Genomic DNA, 15,901 nt, shown 5'->3' with positions numbered 1-15,901 from the left:
CTTGCCAGAAATGTTTAAAGACAAATCTTTTTCCAGTCGGTTGGATTGAGGCTTCACTAATAATGGTGCGTTACGCTATCGCCAACACACCCTACTGCTACGGCCAGCTACTGGTAGCACTAGCGTACTAAAAATATGTTAGATATAAAAATAGGCTGCGGGTGCAGCCTGATTCAGTCGATAGAAGCTAAAATTACTTAGAGACGACTTCGATCTCGACAGTGACGACAACTTCAGGGTGAAGCTTGAGTTCAGCTCTGTAGGTACCGATTTTAGCTACATCTGGGATAGTGATGTCGCGTTTATCAATTTCTTGTCCAGTAACTGCTTTGATGACTTCGGCGACTTCAGCGGTGGTGACAGTACCAAAAATTGCATCGTTTTCACCAACCTGCTTGGAAATCGAGAATTTACCAACTTTCTCAATTGCTGCTTTTTGAGTTTGAGCGACTTCTTTCAATGCGAGTAAGCGGAGACGTTCGACTTCGCGACGCTTTTCGGCTTGCTTGAGGATGCCAGGAGTGACATTTGCAGCAATTTTTTGGGGGAGGAGATAGTTCCGAGCATAACCAGGTGCTACTTCAACTAAATCGCCATTTTTGCCCAATTTACGAACATCTTGGGTTAAAACTAACTGTATGCGCTTTGCCATATAAATTTCTATTTAAGCTTTCTAAGCTATATTTGAGATAGTGCCACAAACCTATAATTTTACCATACAAGATTAGCCCTTGTCAGTAGTTATCTGCAAGATCTGGCAATTCCAAATTTAAAAATCCCAGCGGAATGAGCTGACTGCTGCTAAAAGAAACTGCGTAAATTTTGTTTGTAAGTATTAGCATTTAAGCCCTCAGTCCGACTTTTATAAGCTGGAGAAATCATCTTTTGGAGATTATTCACTCGTTCGCTCACCGCTGGGTGACTGCTAAGGAATTCTGGAGCCGAATTACCTCGCATGAGTTTCTTCATAAACTCAGGCATCGCAGTGGGTGCATAACCAGTCCGAATCATCGTTGTCAAGCCACGTCGATCGGCATCATATTCATCTTGACGGCTATTTGGAAGTGTCAAAGCTAATTGTACCGCCATCTGGACGTATGTATCTCGATCGACCCCGGCTAAGGAACTAATCCCTTGGGTAATCGCTGCTTGCTTGAGATGTTGGACTGCATGGCGACCAGTAATATGGCCAATTTCATGACCAATTACGCCAGCTAACTGGGCTTCATTGTCTGCGGCTTTAATCGTACCAGTATTGATATAGACAAATCCACCCATCGTCGCGAACGCATTGATCGCATCGTCTTCGACAACTTGGAAGGTATATCTAATATTTGGTCTGGCACTATTTCTGGCTAATTTTTGACCGATTCGATCGATATAACTATTAACAGCTTGATTCTGAGAGACTTGAACTTTGCCACTCAGTAAAGATTGATTAGTCTGCAAGCCTAAACTAGCTTCTTGTGCATCGGACATATTAGACAACTGCACGATTTGGGCACCTTGAATCAGTAATTGCCACCATTCAGCAGCTTGCCCGATCTGTGGTTGACTCACAGTGACAAAACCGATTGTAAGTATAGAGATGCAGGGATATAACCACCGTCGTTGCAACCACTGTCTGAGTGAAACTACTCTAGCGAACATAAATCTTTTCCCTAATGAGTGATGTGAGTCGGAGCAATGATAGCTAAATTAATTTTAACAACTATCACTATTACTGACGGCAGTTTGGCGATCTATGTTGCCTTAGAAGTTAGGGAAGCGTAAACGATTCTCGATGGAAAGAGAGTAGTTACGAGTTATTCTAGATTGGTTGGCTGGGAACTGGTGCTTTGGGGGTAGCTTGAAAAGTATTAATTATTTGCTCGAAGATGGGAATAGCTTGTTGAGAATTCTCCTGAGCATATACATAAGTTACTTGAAATACCTCATCTCCTTGCTTAAACAACCCGATCGATTCCTTAATTTTGGAGCCTTGAATATTCGCATCTACTGTCAACTGGACAATTTGGCGCGAGCCAATAGTGACGGTTTTGGTACTGACTAGCTTAAACTGAGGTGGGAGCATTGAGGGCATCAATTTCGTCATCATCTCCTGGATATATGACAATGGCACATTTGCGGGAATCGGTAAACGGGTGACGAGAACGAGATCGGGATTCCCTTCTTTGGCAGTATTAATGGCAATTGCCCTGAAAAATCCAGGATCGTTATCGAAAGCCTGCATCATCGAAGCCATCGATGGAAACATCTTCGCAGCTTCGGAGGTAATAGCTTTAGTATCGGCACTAGAAGGTAGTCCACCTTTAAATCCTGCGGGTACTGTAAATCCCACCCCATTACCTTCAATGACTGTTTTTTCGCTCGTGGGATTTTTGCTTTCTTGGAGCATTACTAGGCTAGAACTTGGAGCCTGAATCTGGAGAGCCGCTGGTGATGGTGCCGCAATAGCAGTCAGATTGTTAGCACTCAGTCCACATAGTGCGATTGTGAAACTAATTCCAGAGTGAATAAAACGCATTGGAGGTGCCTCGTAAGTGTGAAGTCGTAACAGCGCGAAAAGCTACTGTTTCGATCGAATTGTAATTCTTACTTACCTAATTGGGTGTGTTCTAGATCGTCATGCAAACATCTCCGCGAGCACATACGTTCTTCGCTAACTAACTTCAGTGCGGGATAGATTTGAGTCCAGAAATGAGAGCGGTTGGTTCATATTGGCAGCAAACCCCAGAATACCGCGATCGCGATGTTCGTATAATAGCACCTCTCGATTGTCAAATAAGAAGGTACCACCCCGCTGGGTGAGGTAAGTGGGATCGGGTACATAAGTTTGCCAATTACCCAGCACCTCTGCCATATTTCGGAGTCTCAATGTTGCCAATTCAAATGGTCTTTGAAAACCACTCCCACCTGCTAATTTAAAAAAAGATCCGGCGATTGGTGGTAATGGTTTGGCATTAATAATCTCTTCATCGGCAATTAATTGTGGCGCAGATCGATCGCCTCTATATCCGCGAAATACCTCGCGCAGAGTGCCAGGACTGCCAATCCCCGCACACATTAAGATGAGGTTAACCCAAGCATTTTGGGTTGCTGAAAAGCTGGGTAGTTTGAGTGATAAACCAGCATAAAGATCGAGCTGAGAATGTAGCTCGGCATGAGCATCAACAAATAAATATTCGGCGGGGAATTCCGTAAATTCACAGAACTTTTTGCCAGCAGATCGATCGCCAATGCCCACCATTCGCACGGCGACACCCATAGATTCCAGTTGCCCACGTTCCCGTTGGAGCCACCAAGCATATTCGAGACTATCAAAATCACCTAATTGCGGACAAACGATGACTAGCAGCCGCCTAGCTGTCTCACACCCACTGATCATCGGTACGATCTCCCCATCGCTAACGCGCTGAAGATTTGTTTGCTGGAAGATGGTGTAAATATTCATTGTCTAGTTATTTGGATGCAGTTACCTTACCCCGATCCGATGGCAATGCCAGGATTTGGGAAATCTCACTCACAATTAGCTGTTTAGCCATGTTACTGCCATAACCAGCAAGATGCCCAGCATCGTTATAAATCTGCTGACCTTGGGAACCTGTGAACCGGATCGATCCATCTGGTTTTTCAAATAGAGAATTAATATCTAAAACATGCACTCGACGATTGCGATGTGAAAGCAAAAATGTATTTGTCTCTTTGCGAAGCTGCGAAGATTTAACATCTTCAAAAATCGGCTGTTGACCAGACTCACGAATATGCTGTCGCGATGCATATTTGGGTAAAGCTGGTGGTTGTGCTATCACAATTACGTGCTGCGACTTTTCGAGTAGCGCAGATAATGCTATTTCAAATCGCTTTCTATTGTTACCAATTTTTTTCGCCCAATCAGCCGCAAAAATCGTAATTTCTGGGTTATTACGGTTGATGAATAACAACGAATCCTCGTATAATTGTGCGTTAGGCAGTGGATCTCCGGCTGCAACACTAAGCACATGAGTTCTTAAACCCATTTCATCAGCAATTTCTTTGACGGTTCGTCCATACATCGATCCTTGACTGTCTCCCATCAATACGACTACTGGCTTGGACGAGGTTGAGTTAAAAGCGACACCACCGTCTTTGACTTTATCGAAACTGGCATTGATATAGTTATTACTACTAATTAAAAATCCAATTGCGACAAAGGAGATCGCGCCAATTGCAAAAATCGCGAAATTGAAAACTCGTTGTTTAGGTTTATTTAGATACGATCGAATAGGGTTCTCGAACCAACGATATGACACGACCGAAAAAACAAGAGTTAGGCAGATTTTTAAGATCGATCGAATGATAAACGATCTCGTGTACAGAGCATAATCAACAAAGCAAAAGATCGGCCAATGCCATAGATATAAAGAATATGACATTTTTCCGACTAGCACCAGGGATGGATGGGACAACCATCGTTCGGCGATACTTTGCCTATTTTTGGAGTAGCCCAGAAACAAAACGGTGCCAAATACAGGTAGTGCTGCGACAAACCCTGGAAATGGCATCCCTTCATTAATCGCCACAACAGAAATAAAGATCGATAGCAATCCCAGATTTGAGAGTATCCCTTCCAAACGTGGATTTCCGCTGCGTTGCTCTGGACGATAGGTTGCTAGTATACATCCCGCCAGCAGTTCCCAAGCTCTTGTCGGTAATAAATAAAATGCCCAGGTGGGATTTTTGGTAGTGAGGGCAATGCAACCGACAAAACTCATTGCAGCGAGCGCAATCAGGATAAACGCCAGGTTGTGGCGTGTCACTTTCAGCCGAAATGCCAGATAAACAATTAACGGAAATACAAAGTAAAATTGCTCCTCAAGCGATAGGGACCAAAAATGGAGCAAAGGTTGAGCATCGGGTGATAACTCGAAATAATTTCCCTGGAGCATCAACTTGAGATTGGCTACAGATAAGGCTGCTGCCATCATCACCGCCCCAGCAGAAGCAAAATCCTGGGATGTGTATAAACAGGATGCTGCAATTAATGTGACGAGCGATACTAGAAAAAAGGCTGGAAATATGCGGGAAATGCGCCGTTGGTAAAACCGCAAAAAGCTAAACTGACCATTTTCGCACTCGCCAATAATAATCGAGGCGATTAAATATCCTGAAATAACGAAAAAGACATCAACGCCGACAAATCCCCCAGGGAGTAGATTTTTGTGAAAATGAAACAGCAAAACAGAGCTGACTGCAATCGCGCGTAACCCGTCAATATAAGGGCGATATTCAAATAGAGACATGAAACTACTCCTAGAAATTTATAGCTAACGATCGATTGCTACTCAAAATTAGGGTACCCATTTGGATCGATGGGGATTCAAATCCCCCCTTTGCCCCAAATAGTAATGTTATTTACGCCGCCGAGTACTAGCTGCAATCCCCTAAAATTTAGGATAGAGGCCATTATTCTTTAATTACCCCTACCCTGATTCCGCTATGCTCGATTTAACTACATAGGTAATGACAGCTCTCGATATCTAGCCTGTAAATCTCGGATGGTAAATATCGTCTCAAACTGCAATCCCTGAGCAGCGTAGAATTGGGCACCACCTTGTTCTCGATCGACTAATGTTAGCACTCGATCGACACTATAACCGGCAGTTCTGAGCCTTTCTACGGCTTTCATTGCCGATTGTCCGGTTGTCACCACATCTTCTAAAACGACTACCTTCGCACCTGGTTTGAGGGTTGCTCCTTCGATATAAGCTTGGGTACCATGTCCTTTAGCTTCTTTGCGAATAATTAATGCGGGAATAGATTTACCTTCATAGACAGATACCACACTTACGCCCGACACGATCGGATCTGCACCGAGTGTCAATCCAGCTACCGCATCGGTATCGGCGGGTAGCATCGATAGCAAGATGCGCGCAGTGGCTACAGCACCTTCAGGATGCAGGGTTACTTGTTTACCATTGATATAGTAAGTACTTTTTTGACCAGAAGATAAGACGAAATCTCCTTCCTTATAAGCCAACTTACAGAGCAAATCTAGTAAATGTTGGCGCAAAGTAGTTAGATCGATCGTTGAGTAGGGAATATTGCCAACAGATGACTTCATAATTTAGGAGAGTAGGGGTGTGGAGGTGTTGGGGAGAGTAAGATGTGAAACTTTTTCTTCACCATCCACTATCCACCATCCACTTTCAACTTTCAACTCTCTAATGTTCCTGATTTAGTCATCGATCGGTTGAATAATGTAAACAAGTGATATAGAGGTTAAACTCATGATAAAATTGAATGCTATCGGTTTTGTAGCAGTAGTCGTAGCAATGACTAGTTGTTTTGCAACCCAAGCGCAGGCTCAATCAGCTCCCGACGCGATCGGTGATACAATTACCAAGGCTTTATTTAACAAGTCTGGCGATATCTATCGCAACACTGGAATCGATCGTCAAGCAGTACTATTCTTTGGTTTGAGCTATCCCGATCATGAAGCTCTCGCTGATACTCAGTCTGTAGACAAAATCTATAAAGACGCAATCCGTCAACGTGGTAGCGAACCTGTTATTACCAGAGATTTACCTAATCCATTTAATAGCTCTCTCTTAAGCAGTCCTCCTAAAAATTAAAGAGCGAATCTTTAAATTGTTGAGATGAGGGTGTCGGGAGTTTCAGGAAAGTGGGAAGACATTTGCATCTCTACTCCAAACTCCCAACTTCCCTCATTTTAAGATTCAGTCTAGCCCTGACTATCTTAATTTCTTCATAGCTATAGTCATCCCCAAGATGTGCTTTAATCGGGGTGAGTAGTTCGGCTCCGACGGCATTAATTGCTTGCTCGATCGCAGTTGCCTTTTCGAGTGATACAATTCGATCGATCTTGACTTCATAGCCGCATTCCATTAATTTCAGCAGATGATCGAAAATCGTATTGTCCCGCATCGATCTTTTTGCGGCGATTTCGGTGATGCTCATCCCCCGTTGATAAAAATCCAACGTTTCTAAGTGGGTATTGGATACGTCACTTTTCCTGGCGCGAGCGACAGGTAACGGCGGCGTGGGATCTGATTCAGTTTGAACAGACAAGCCAGATTCGGCTCTAAAGGCTCTGATTTCGCCTGTGAACATTTCCCCATACTGAGCGAGTTTTCGTGCCCCTACGCCGGATATTTGGGCGAATTGGGCGAGGGTTTGGGGTTGTTGTTGTGCCATTAGTCTGAGACTGGAATCGGCGAAGATGACGTAGGGTGGAACTTTATTCGCATCGGCGTATTGTTTGCGGAGTTTTTGGAGACGGTTGTATAGAGACTGAATTTCGGCGGTATTCGTACTGACATCTTGGGTTTCGGCGGTGGGTAGAGTTGGCGCAATCGCAATTTCGACTTTGCGCCCTTTGGTAAGAATTTCCCAGCTCAAAGCGTTGGGTTTCAATACTGAATAACCGTCGCTAGTTTCATCAACTAAGCCTTGATGAATTAGAGATCGACCCAACATTCGCCACTCATTGGCGGTACGATCTTTACCAATGCCATATGTGGAGAGGGTATCATGTCCATTTTTTAATACTTTATCGTTTTTAGATCCGCGCAGCACATCAATCGTGTGAGCTAATCCAAAATTTCGCCCCTGCTTATCAAATCTAGCGATACATGATAATAGTTTTTGGGATTCGATCGTCCAGTCGGAAATCGGTCTAGGATATTTACAGTTATCGCAGTTGTCGCAGTTACCAGGGAAGCTCTCACCAAAGTAGCCCAATTGAATAATCCGGCGACATTCAGTGGCTTCTGCATAATTAATTACGCGGCGCAATTGTTGTTTGGCAATTAGCTGTTCTTCTTCGAGTGCTAACCCAGTTTCTCGATCGACTTTTTGGGCAATTAAATACTCGATCGTCTTAATATCGCCCATCCCAAAGTATAGAGTACAATGAGCGGGTTCGCTATCCCGTCCAGCTCGTCCAGATTCTTGATAGTAACCTTCAATATTTCGCGGTAGATCGTAGTGAATCACAAACCGCACATCGGGTTTATTAATTCCCATCCCAAAGGCGACTGTGGCGATCATTAACTGCACATCATCGCGGATAAAACTATTCTGATTATTAGTTCGTGTTTGACTATCTAACCCCGCATGGTAAGGTAAAACTTTAATACCATCATGTTGAAGTTTCGTTGTCAGTTCATCTACTTTTTTTCGACTCAGACAGTAGATAATTCCCGATCCTTCCGACTGTTTTACCTGCGCGAGTAGTTCTTTGTATGGAGTGGTACTTTTACGACGCACCTCATAATATAAATTAGGACGATTAAAACTAGCAACATGAACATCTGGATCTTTGAGATCTAGCTGCTTAATTATATCCTGGCGGACTCGATCGGTTGCAGTAGCTGTCAAACCCAACCAAGGAACTTTGGGGAAATAGTGGCGTAATTGAGATAGTTTTCGATAGTCAGGACGAAAATCGTGACCCCATTCCGAGACACAATGAGCCTCATCGATCGCAAATCCAGCAATTCCAACTTCTTGATGTAAATCTACCAGAAAATTGCTAATAAATTCCTGATTCAAACGTTCGGGTGCGACATATAATAACTTAATCTCACCATTGTAAATTGCTGCGGCTCGATCGCGTCTTTCTTCTGTCGTAATGCTACTATTTAAAAAAGTAGCTGGAATCCCATTATCTGCCAGTTGCTGAACTTGATCTTGCATCAAGGCAATCAATGGCGATACAACAATCGTCACGCCCTGCTTTAAGAGTGCGGGTAACTGAAAACACAGAGACTTACCACCACCCGTTGGCATAATTACTAATAAGTCCCGATTAGCTAAAGCCGTAGTAATAATTTCCCGTTGTCCCGATCGAAACTTATCATACCCAAAATAATGCTTTAATGCCTGTTCTAGGCTTTCAAATTGGGTAGAACCGAGCATGAGGGGTAGAGGGTGGATGGGTGTGGGGAGTAAGGAGTAAGGAGAGACTCACATTGCTATGTCAAAGAGTATACAGCAGACCTCTCGTTTTATCTACTTACAGCTTCATTAGTATATAAATATTAGTAATAGTGGAGATCTTCCGGTACCTAAACGTTTCCTTGTCCAGTAATATGACGCATGACAATATCGAATTTAGCATCAATAGAATCGAGCCTGACGCTCACTCGATCGATTTTTTCATTCGCCGCTCTTACCTCGTCATGAAGATCGTCGATCTCTTCATAAACCCGCTCAAAGGCTTGTCGAAACTCTTGGGGCGATACCTGAGTATATTCTAGTCTGTCTACTCTGCGGTTTAAAGCTCTCAACTCACGATCTGCTTGCCGATCCCTGTCTTCTGGATTTTGCGATTGAGTCATAGTTGCCGATGGCGAGATTCGATCGCTGGTGTGACTATCTCTATTTTAAAGGATATCGATCGAGTTCGGTCTAGTCCATGTAATCTAAATCGTAACGGTGCTTGTTAACGAGCGATGAATTTTGGGAAACATAAATACAAAGGTAGACAAATGACCTTTCTTTCTGTATCGTTCTTTTTCATAACCCCAACACGAGTACTTTTGTGAAAACATCCATCGCATCGCATCGCATCGCATCGTACTTAATTTGTGTACCGCTACAGTAGCTTCCCTATCCTTGTTAGCTGCTACAAATTCAGCCCAAGCAGCGACAGTACAGTTTACAGATTTGGCATCCTTTCAAGCAAATACGACTGGACTGACAAATATCGACTTTGAAGGAATAGCTCCAGCAGGAGGTTCTGTCACTACCAATTTACAGAATATTTCAGGAGTTGGGATTGCTAACTACGATGTATATGGTAATGGTACTTACTCAAGCCTGGTTGTAGATTCAGCGTATGCGAGTCAATATAATTGGGGATCTGGCGCAGTTCTTAGCATCAATCCATTAAGAGGGTTGCTAGTAGATCTACGGAATTTACCCACTGGGGTAAATGCGGTTGGCATCGATTTTATGAGCCTTGCTCCTGCAATAACGGGCTTTGATCGATTCACATTTGATTTCGGCTTGAGTAACTATATATCAGGTAGCGCATCATCGTTTGAGACAATTACAGTAGATATTCCGCTCAACTATCAATATCTCACTCACAGTCGTCAATTTATTGGCATTACTTCTACTCAAAATATTCTTTATTTTTTTGTACGCCCTACCAGCGGGTATCTCAGATTGTTTGATAATGTCACATTTGGCACTGCTAGTGCTGCGGCTACCTCTGTTCCCGAACCTTTTACCGTTATCGGTACATTGGTTGGCGGTACGACAGCACTACGGATGAGAAAGAAACTCAAATCGGTTGGTAAGTAACCTGAGTTCGGGATAAGGAAAATCTATCTGCTCCGTTCAAACACCGCCCTGAACTAGAAGTTCGGGCTAATAGCTCAAGTTCGTTAAAACGAACTAATCAATTTGGCAGTTCGTTTTAACGAACTTTTGCTATTAGCCCCAAATTCATTTGAGGGCGGTGTGAGAGCGGAGCTAGCAATCTTTGAATGGTGAGATCCTTAACATGAAATGACATTAAGTAAGTAATGGCGTTGCTAAGTTCGGCAACGATCTAGATTGAGCGGAAATTTCTAATATTTAGGGTAGGGGTAATTCATGAATTACCCCTACTAAATTTTGTGCCGATCCATGATTTCTCCGAAAAGTTGGGTATGTGTCACTCCTATCCCCTAGTCCGATACAAAAAATCATCCGCCTCAATCCCCGTTTGTTTGAGGATTTGGCGGAGAGTGCCTTCGGGCATATCACCATTGTGATTGGGGACAGTGGTATATTTGCCACTGTCGTTATTAAACCAGATTTCGTGGCTGCCAGAAGCTTGACGATCGAGTGCGAATCCATAGACTCGCAACACTTTCGCTACTTCACGATATCTGAATCCCGATAACCTGCCCATCTCACCTATTATCTAGTTAGTATGAGCGGACAATCAAATTCGTCCGCTAGCATCGGGAAACATTCGACTAGCTGATTTCGATCCGCCATTGCAGCAAGCAGTTGTTTGGCAACATCCTGGGCAATTTCTAGCGTTTCAGAGAGACTTGGAGCTTGAGCAATCAATCCAGGCAAAGCATCGGAAGTGGCTAGGTAGTAGCCTTCAGGCAATTTCTCGATGTGTACGTTAATTAATCTTTCCACTGAATTCAAATCGTGCAATTTTAATGTTTTGGTAAAAGGTTTTAGCAAAGTCAAGTAGTGCTACCCGATCCATATTTATATATTCACATGTTAATTATCGCATATCTATCTAGACAGTAGTAGTTAACAGAGACCATAGTTAGTTAAATTTCGGTAACTTAGCTGACAGATCTCTGTACTGAGTATCTGATACTATTCCTTCTGCCGATCGTACTGAGGCCGGATCTGCAAGTGCGGATAGTTCTCGTAACAGGATCTCTTGTTCTTGATTGAGACGATGCAGTCGATCGATAATGCGGTCGATCTGCTCTGGTGCTGTATTTGGCATCACTAGGGAGCGTTGCTGTTCGTCGCTAAAATTATTGTGCCCAAATATTCGCCGAATCGAACTCCAGATCGGTCTAAAAATTACCAGCAGCAGTTTAAATGGTGTTGTCAGTAGAAATAGCCATATTTGCTCGATCCCCCGTCCTACTGCCTTAATTAGCCCCCACAGAGAGAAGATTGTCAGCAAGAACAAACCAAAACTAGGTAGGGGATGGGAAATAATCCAAGCTAAATAGGCATGTGCTGCCAGCCATTGACTAAAATAGGTAGCGATAGCACGTTCGATCGATATATCCATTTAGGCTTTAGGGATAGCAATTCTTAGGGTGTGTTAGGCGTTAGCCATAACGCACGTTCTCATAGCTTGCACTAGTAGAGAGGAATTCGAGATCGTCATGTTTTTTGGTGCGTTACCCCTTGCGCCTAACACACCTTACAATTATCTAGACATTAGTATTTGCACTAATCTGTTCGCTGTCGAGGTTGAATAATACCTGAAGTGTTTGCAGGGCTTTGCGACGAGTGTTGATATCTTCTTGAGCGCGGAGTTGCAATAATGGATCGTGGAGAATTTTATTAATAATCCCTTTAGTCAAGGCTTCGATCGCTTCTTGATGACGTTCACCAAATTCAGATCCCAATCTGGATAGAGCTTTTTCTAACTCTTGCGTCCGAATATTCTCCATTTTATCTCGCAAACAGTTCATTGTGGGGACGGTTTCCAACAATTGCCACCAGCTATCGAAGTTACCTACTTCTTCGTCGAGGATACCTTCGGCTTCTTGAGCCATTTGCTGTCGGCGTTCCTGGTTTTGGGCTACGACGGCTTTGAGATCGTCTACATTAAAGGCTTGAATATTTGTGAGGGTATTCACATCGCTATCGACATTACGCGGTACGGAGATGTCGAAAATCATCAGGGAGTGATGCGGATCTAGTACGGCTGCTAATTTAGCCGCATTTAATAATGGCTCCGTTGCGGAGGTACTGGTAAAAACGATCGTTGAAGTCGATATTGCCGTCATCATATCGCTCATCGGTTGCAGTTGCAAATCGATCGCGGTAAACATCTGTTTGAGATCTTCAGCGCGTTTTACAGATCGATTTAAAATCGTAATATCGGTAGAACCTTTAGAGATCAGGTGCTGTACCAGTAGTCTGGACATTTTACCAGCACCGAGAATTGCGACTCGATGATTAGCAAAATTACCGACTTTCATATGTGCCAATTCTACCGCAGCCGAACTGATCGAGACCGCACCCGTACCGATACTCGTCTCCGTGCGGACTCTTTTCCCCGCAGTTAATGCTTGTCGGAATAACCGATTGAGAATCGGTCCCATCCCTTGATACTGCTGTCCAATTTTTTGGGTTTGTTTGACTTGTGACAGGATTTGTCCCTCACCCAAAACTAGACTATCTAACCCCCCAGCGACGCGCATTAAGTGCATCACCGCATCTTTATGGAGGAGGGTAAATAAATGCTGTTTGAGATCTTTGAGTGGTAGCTTACTAAATTCTGCCAGAAATTGGATCGCATCCTGTACGCCTCGATCGGCTGTTGGTGTCACGATATAAATCTCTAGCCGATTGCAGGTGCTGAGGATTGTCGCTTCTTGGATATGGGGATAATTGCAGAGGTTATGAATCGCTGCTTCCATCTGCGTATCGGGAACGCTGAGTTTTTCACGTACGTCCACAGGTGCGGTTTTATGACTCAAACCGATGACAGCAATATTCATGTGTACTCCGCGTTCAAAAAAGGATGATTTTTAAAGTTTTGTTATTTAAGTTACGGACACGATCGCCTTTAATAGGGCACTATCTCTAAATGCAAGAGTGTTTTCTCCACGGCAAGATTCGGGCATTCTATATAATTGCTGTCTATCTTCGATGAATACCTGGGATTTGTAAATGATTCTACATGCTTCTTCATCAGGGATGAGGGATAAGTAATTGGCTGCAATTGTGGGGCAGCCCATGCTAATAACTAGACATTCTGACTCCTATCCCCTATCCCCTATTCTCTAGTGGAGACTGACACTCTTAGGATTGCCAGTCATATGAATGGTATCGACAAACCGAGCAGTTTTAGACTGACTGGAAATAACCAGAGTATGAGTACGTGCGCCACCTTTAAAGAAACGAACGCCGTCCATAATGTTACCAGAGGTAATTCCAGTACCAGCAAACAAGACGTTCTCACCACAAGCGAGTTCTTCAGCCGTGTAAACTTTATCGGGATCGGTGATACCCATTTCAAGGAGACGAGCGATGTTAGCTTCTTTGCTTTCACCGATCAATCCAGTTTTAACGACCGCAGGGTCATAAATCAACTGACCCTGGAAGTGAGCGTCCAAGCAACGAAGAGCTGCTGCAGAAATTACGCCTTCAGGAGCCGCACCGATACCCATCAGTGCATGGATGTTAGTTCCAGCAAAACCACAGTTAATCGCCGCGCCAACATCACCGTCGCTGATTAGAGCTACCCGCGCACCAGCAGCCCGAATTTCTGCAATCAGATCGTTGTGACGTTCGCGTTTCATGACGACGACAACTAATTCTTCGATCGATCGATCGAGACACTGAGATAAAATTTGGAGGTTTTCAGTGGCAGATTTATTAATATCTACTTTACCTTTAGCGGCAGGAGGCGCAGCAAGTTTCTTCATGTAGAAGTCAGGAGCAGCAAACAAACCACCTTTTTCGGAGATCGCGAGTACCGCCATCGAGCCTGGCTGTCCGTAAGCACAAAGGTTGGTTCCTTCACAAGGATCGACAGCAATGTCGATTTCGACTAGTTCGTCGATGCTGCACAAATCAGCAGCATTAGGCTGAGAACAAATCCCTACTTCTTCGCCGATGTAGAGCATGGGTGCATCATCCCGCTCGCCTTCACCGATCACAATGCGTCCGCGCATGTAGATTTTATTCATCCGTTCGCGCATCGCTTCAACTGCAACACGATCGGCTTCGTTTTTGTCGCCTTTACCCATCAAGCGTGCTGACGCGATCGCGGCTTGCTCAACTACTTCTATAATTTCTAAACCTAAACTATTTTCCACTGCTAATTCGCTCCCAAGAAGCTTTATTTATAGGGATTTCAGTCTACAAGTCTACCAGAGCGTGGGGACATGTGAGCGTTTTTTGGGTTTTTATCTCGATTGGATCTGGTGGGGATCGCGGGGGATTCGGAGTTCGGGAATTCTCGTTCCGAGACGCACTCGCATTCGGGATTCGGGATTTGGGTCGATTTTTGACGAAAATAGCACTGAAAAGTCTTATGTTTTTACCTATTTGGGATGTCTAATCTATAATTTTGGAGCGGAGGCGGAAGTAGCGAAATGTTAATTAGGGATCTGGGCGAACGCGGATTATTAAAATTAATTCAACCTTATTGTCTGCCAAAGACGATCGGAGATGATGGGGCGATTGTCCATCCGCCATTGGGTTGTGAGTTGGTGGTGACTACCGATGTTCTGGTCGATGGGGTACATTTTAGCGATCGAACCACTAGCCCTTTTGATGTAGGCTGGCGATCGGTAGCCGCAAATTTATCGGATCTGGCAGCAATGGGTGCTACGCCTTTGGGAATTACGGTGGGGTTGAGTTTACCCCCAGACTTGCCTGTGGTGTGGCTAGAGCAGCTTTATGCGGGAATGCAGGCATGTTTGCAGCGATATGATACGGGGATTATTGGCGGAGATTTGACTCGATCGAGTATTATTACTGTAGCAATTACGGCTTTAGGTGCGGTAACAGCGGATCGGATTATTGCTAGATCGACTGCACGGGTTGGCGATCTAATCGTGGTGACGGGCGATCATGGTGATTCTCATGCTGGCTTACAGTTGCTTCTCGATCCCGAACTAGGACGAGATATTAGCAAGTTTACAAATACAGCAGATCTCGAACAACATCGCCAAATCTTAATTACAGCTCATCAACGTCCCCAACCTAGATTGGATATTCTACCGCTCCTCGATGCTCTTGCCGAGAGGCTACGCCAACGAGTCAGAGCGAGTGCCGGTGAGAGTTTCCCAATTTCGGGCATGGACAGTAGCGATGGATTAGCAGATGCCATCGAGCAAATTTGTCGATCGAGTGGGGTCGGAGCTATACTGAATCGATCTATGCTGCCGATCTCGCCATCTCTATCCCAAATGTTTCCAGCTACAACGGTTGAATCGGCTCTGTATGGTGGGGAAGACTTTGAACTAGTATTGTGTCTACCAGCATCAATCGCCTTAGAATTAGTCGATCTCATGGGTAAAGGTGCAGCAATTGTCGGTAAAATTACACGATCGCCGGATATTATTTTAGTCGATGATATCACTGGATCTCCCCCCATTTATCTTGCAAAAGCAGCAGGATTTCAGCATTTTTAGCTCGGTCGGCAAGATAATTAACTATTAAGCTTGAA

Annotated in this window: 16 protein-coding genes; 3 read left to right on the top strand and 13 right to left on the bottom strand. The window is 44.1% G+C overall.

The window, feature by feature from the left end:
- Window positions 1-193: 193 nt before the first annotated feature.
- From rplI to pyrE, 6 genes are all read right to left on the bottom strand, one after another.
- Window positions 194-652, bottom strand: a complete 459-nt coding sequence (gene rplI, locus RMO55_RS13715; RefSeq protein ID WP_310427345.1) for a 50S ribosomal protein L9 — start codon at window positions 650-652, stop codon at window positions 194-196.
- A gap of 149 nt (window positions 653-801) precedes the next feature.
- Window positions 802-1,650, bottom strand: coding sequence for a M48 family metallopeptidase (locus tag RMO55_RS13710; RefSeq protein WP_310427343.1), 849 nt, complete (start codon window positions 1,648-1,650; stop codon window positions 802-804).
- Window positions 1,651-1,810: 160 nt separating this feature from the next.
- The gene (locus tag RMO55_RS13705) at window positions 1,811-2,527 is read right to left on the bottom strand and encodes a DcrB-related protein (RefSeq protein ID WP_310427341.1); all 717 of its coding nucleotides are present in this window, start codon (window positions 2,525-2,527) and stop codon (window positions 1,811-1,813) included.
- 135 nt (window positions 2,528-2,662) lie between these two features.
- The gene (locus RMO55_RS13700) at window positions 2,663-3,454 is read right to left on the bottom strand and encodes a peroxiredoxin-like family protein (protein WP_310427339.1); all 792 of its coding nucleotides are present in this window, start codon (window positions 3,452-3,454) and stop codon (window positions 2,663-2,665) included.
- Between the two features lie 7 nt (window positions 3,455-3,461).
- Window positions 3,462-5,282, bottom strand: coding sequence for an acyltransferase family protein (locus RMO55_RS13695; RefSeq protein ID WP_310427338.1), 1,821 nt, complete (start codon window positions 5,280-5,282; stop codon window positions 3,462-3,464).
- Between the two features lie 209 nt (window positions 5,283-5,491).
- Complete coding sequence (pyrE, locus tag RMO55_RS13690; RefSeq protein ID WP_310427336.1) at window positions 5,492-6,103, bottom strand: orotate phosphoribosyltransferase; 612 nt, start codon at window positions 6,101-6,103, stop codon at window positions 5,492-5,494.
- A gap of 166 nt (window positions 6,104-6,269) precedes the next feature.
- Here pyrE and RMO55_RS13685 point away from each other — a divergent pair, with 166 nt between their 5' ends.
- Window positions 6,270-6,614, top strand: coding sequence for a hypothetical protein (locus RMO55_RS13685; protein WP_310427335.1), 345 nt, complete (start codon window positions 6,270-6,272; stop codon window positions 6,612-6,614).
- A gap of 70 nt (window positions 6,615-6,684) precedes the next feature.
- Here RMO55_RS13685 and recQ read toward each other — a convergent pair whose 3' ends face one another.
- Together recQ and RMO55_RS13675 are read right to left on the bottom strand one after the other, a co-directional pair.
- Window positions 6,685-8,922, bottom strand: coding sequence for a DNA helicase RecQ (recQ, locus tag RMO55_RS13680; protein ID WP_310427334.1), 2,238 nt, complete (start codon window positions 8,920-8,922; stop codon window positions 6,685-6,687).
- 149 nt (window positions 8,923-9,071) lie between these two features.
- On the bottom strand, window positions 9,072-9,344 hold the full coding sequence (locus RMO55_RS13675) for a hypothetical protein (protein WP_310427332.1): 273 nt from the start codon (window positions 9,342-9,344) through the stop codon (window positions 9,072-9,074).
- A gap of 277 nt (window positions 9,345-9,621) precedes the next feature.
- Between RMO55_RS13675 and RMO55_RS13670 the strand changes: the two genes are divergently transcribed.
- Window positions 9,622-10,314, top strand: coding sequence for a PEP-CTERM sorting domain-containing protein (locus tag RMO55_RS13670; RefSeq protein ID WP_310427330.1), 693 nt, complete (start codon window positions 9,622-9,624; stop codon window positions 10,312-10,314).
- A gap of 361 nt (window positions 10,315-10,675) precedes the next feature.
- Here the strand turns inward: RMO55_RS13670 and RMO55_RS13665 are convergent, their stop codons facing one another.
- From RMO55_RS13665 to glpX, 5 genes are all read right to left on the bottom strand, one after another.
- Entirely contained in the window at window positions 10,676-10,909 is a 234-nt protein-coding gene (locus RMO55_RS13665; protein ID WP_310427328.1) for a type II toxin-antitoxin system HicA family toxin, read from the bottom strand.
- A gap of 8 nt (window positions 10,910-10,917) precedes the next feature.
- A complete protein-coding gene (locus tag RMO55_RS13660) occupies window positions 10,918-11,151 on the bottom strand; it encodes a type II toxin-antitoxin system HicB family antitoxin (protein WP_396134306.1) in 234 nt (77 codons plus the stop codon).
- 139 nt (window positions 11,152-11,290) lie between these two features.
- Entirely contained in the window at window positions 11,291-11,776 is a 486-nt protein-coding gene (locus RMO55_RS13655) for a hypothetical protein (protein ID WP_310427325.1), read from the bottom strand.
- 145 nt (window positions 11,777-11,921) lie between these two features.
- Window positions 11,922-13,220: a glutamyl-tRNA reductase gene (locus tag RMO55_RS13650; protein WP_310427323.1), complete on the bottom strand. Its 1,299-nt coding sequence runs from the start codon at window positions 13,218-13,220 to the stop codon at window positions 11,922-11,924.
- Window positions 13,221-13,505: 285 nt separating this feature from the next.
- Complete coding sequence (glpX, locus tag RMO55_RS13645) at window positions 13,506-14,543, bottom strand: class II fructose-bisphosphatase (protein ID WP_310427322.1); 1,038 nt, start codon at window positions 14,541-14,543, stop codon at window positions 13,506-13,508.
- Between the two features lie 279 nt (window positions 14,544-14,822).
- Here glpX and thiL point away from each other — a divergent pair, with 279 nt between their 5' ends.
- Window positions 14,823-15,866, top strand: a complete 1,044-nt coding sequence (thiL, locus tag RMO55_RS13640; RefSeq protein ID WP_310427320.1) for a thiamine-phosphate kinase — start codon at window positions 14,823-14,825, stop codon at window positions 15,864-15,866.
- Window positions 15,867-15,901 lie beyond the last annotated feature (35 nt).

The sequence above is a fragment of the Chamaesiphon sp. VAR_48_metabat_135_sub genome (assembly GCF_031418915.1).
Classification (GTDB): domain Bacteria; phylum Cyanobacteriota; class Cyanobacteriia; order Cyanobacteriales; family Chamaesiphonaceae; genus Chamaesiphon.
This window is presented reverse-complemented; position numbering and strand designations above follow the sequence as displayed.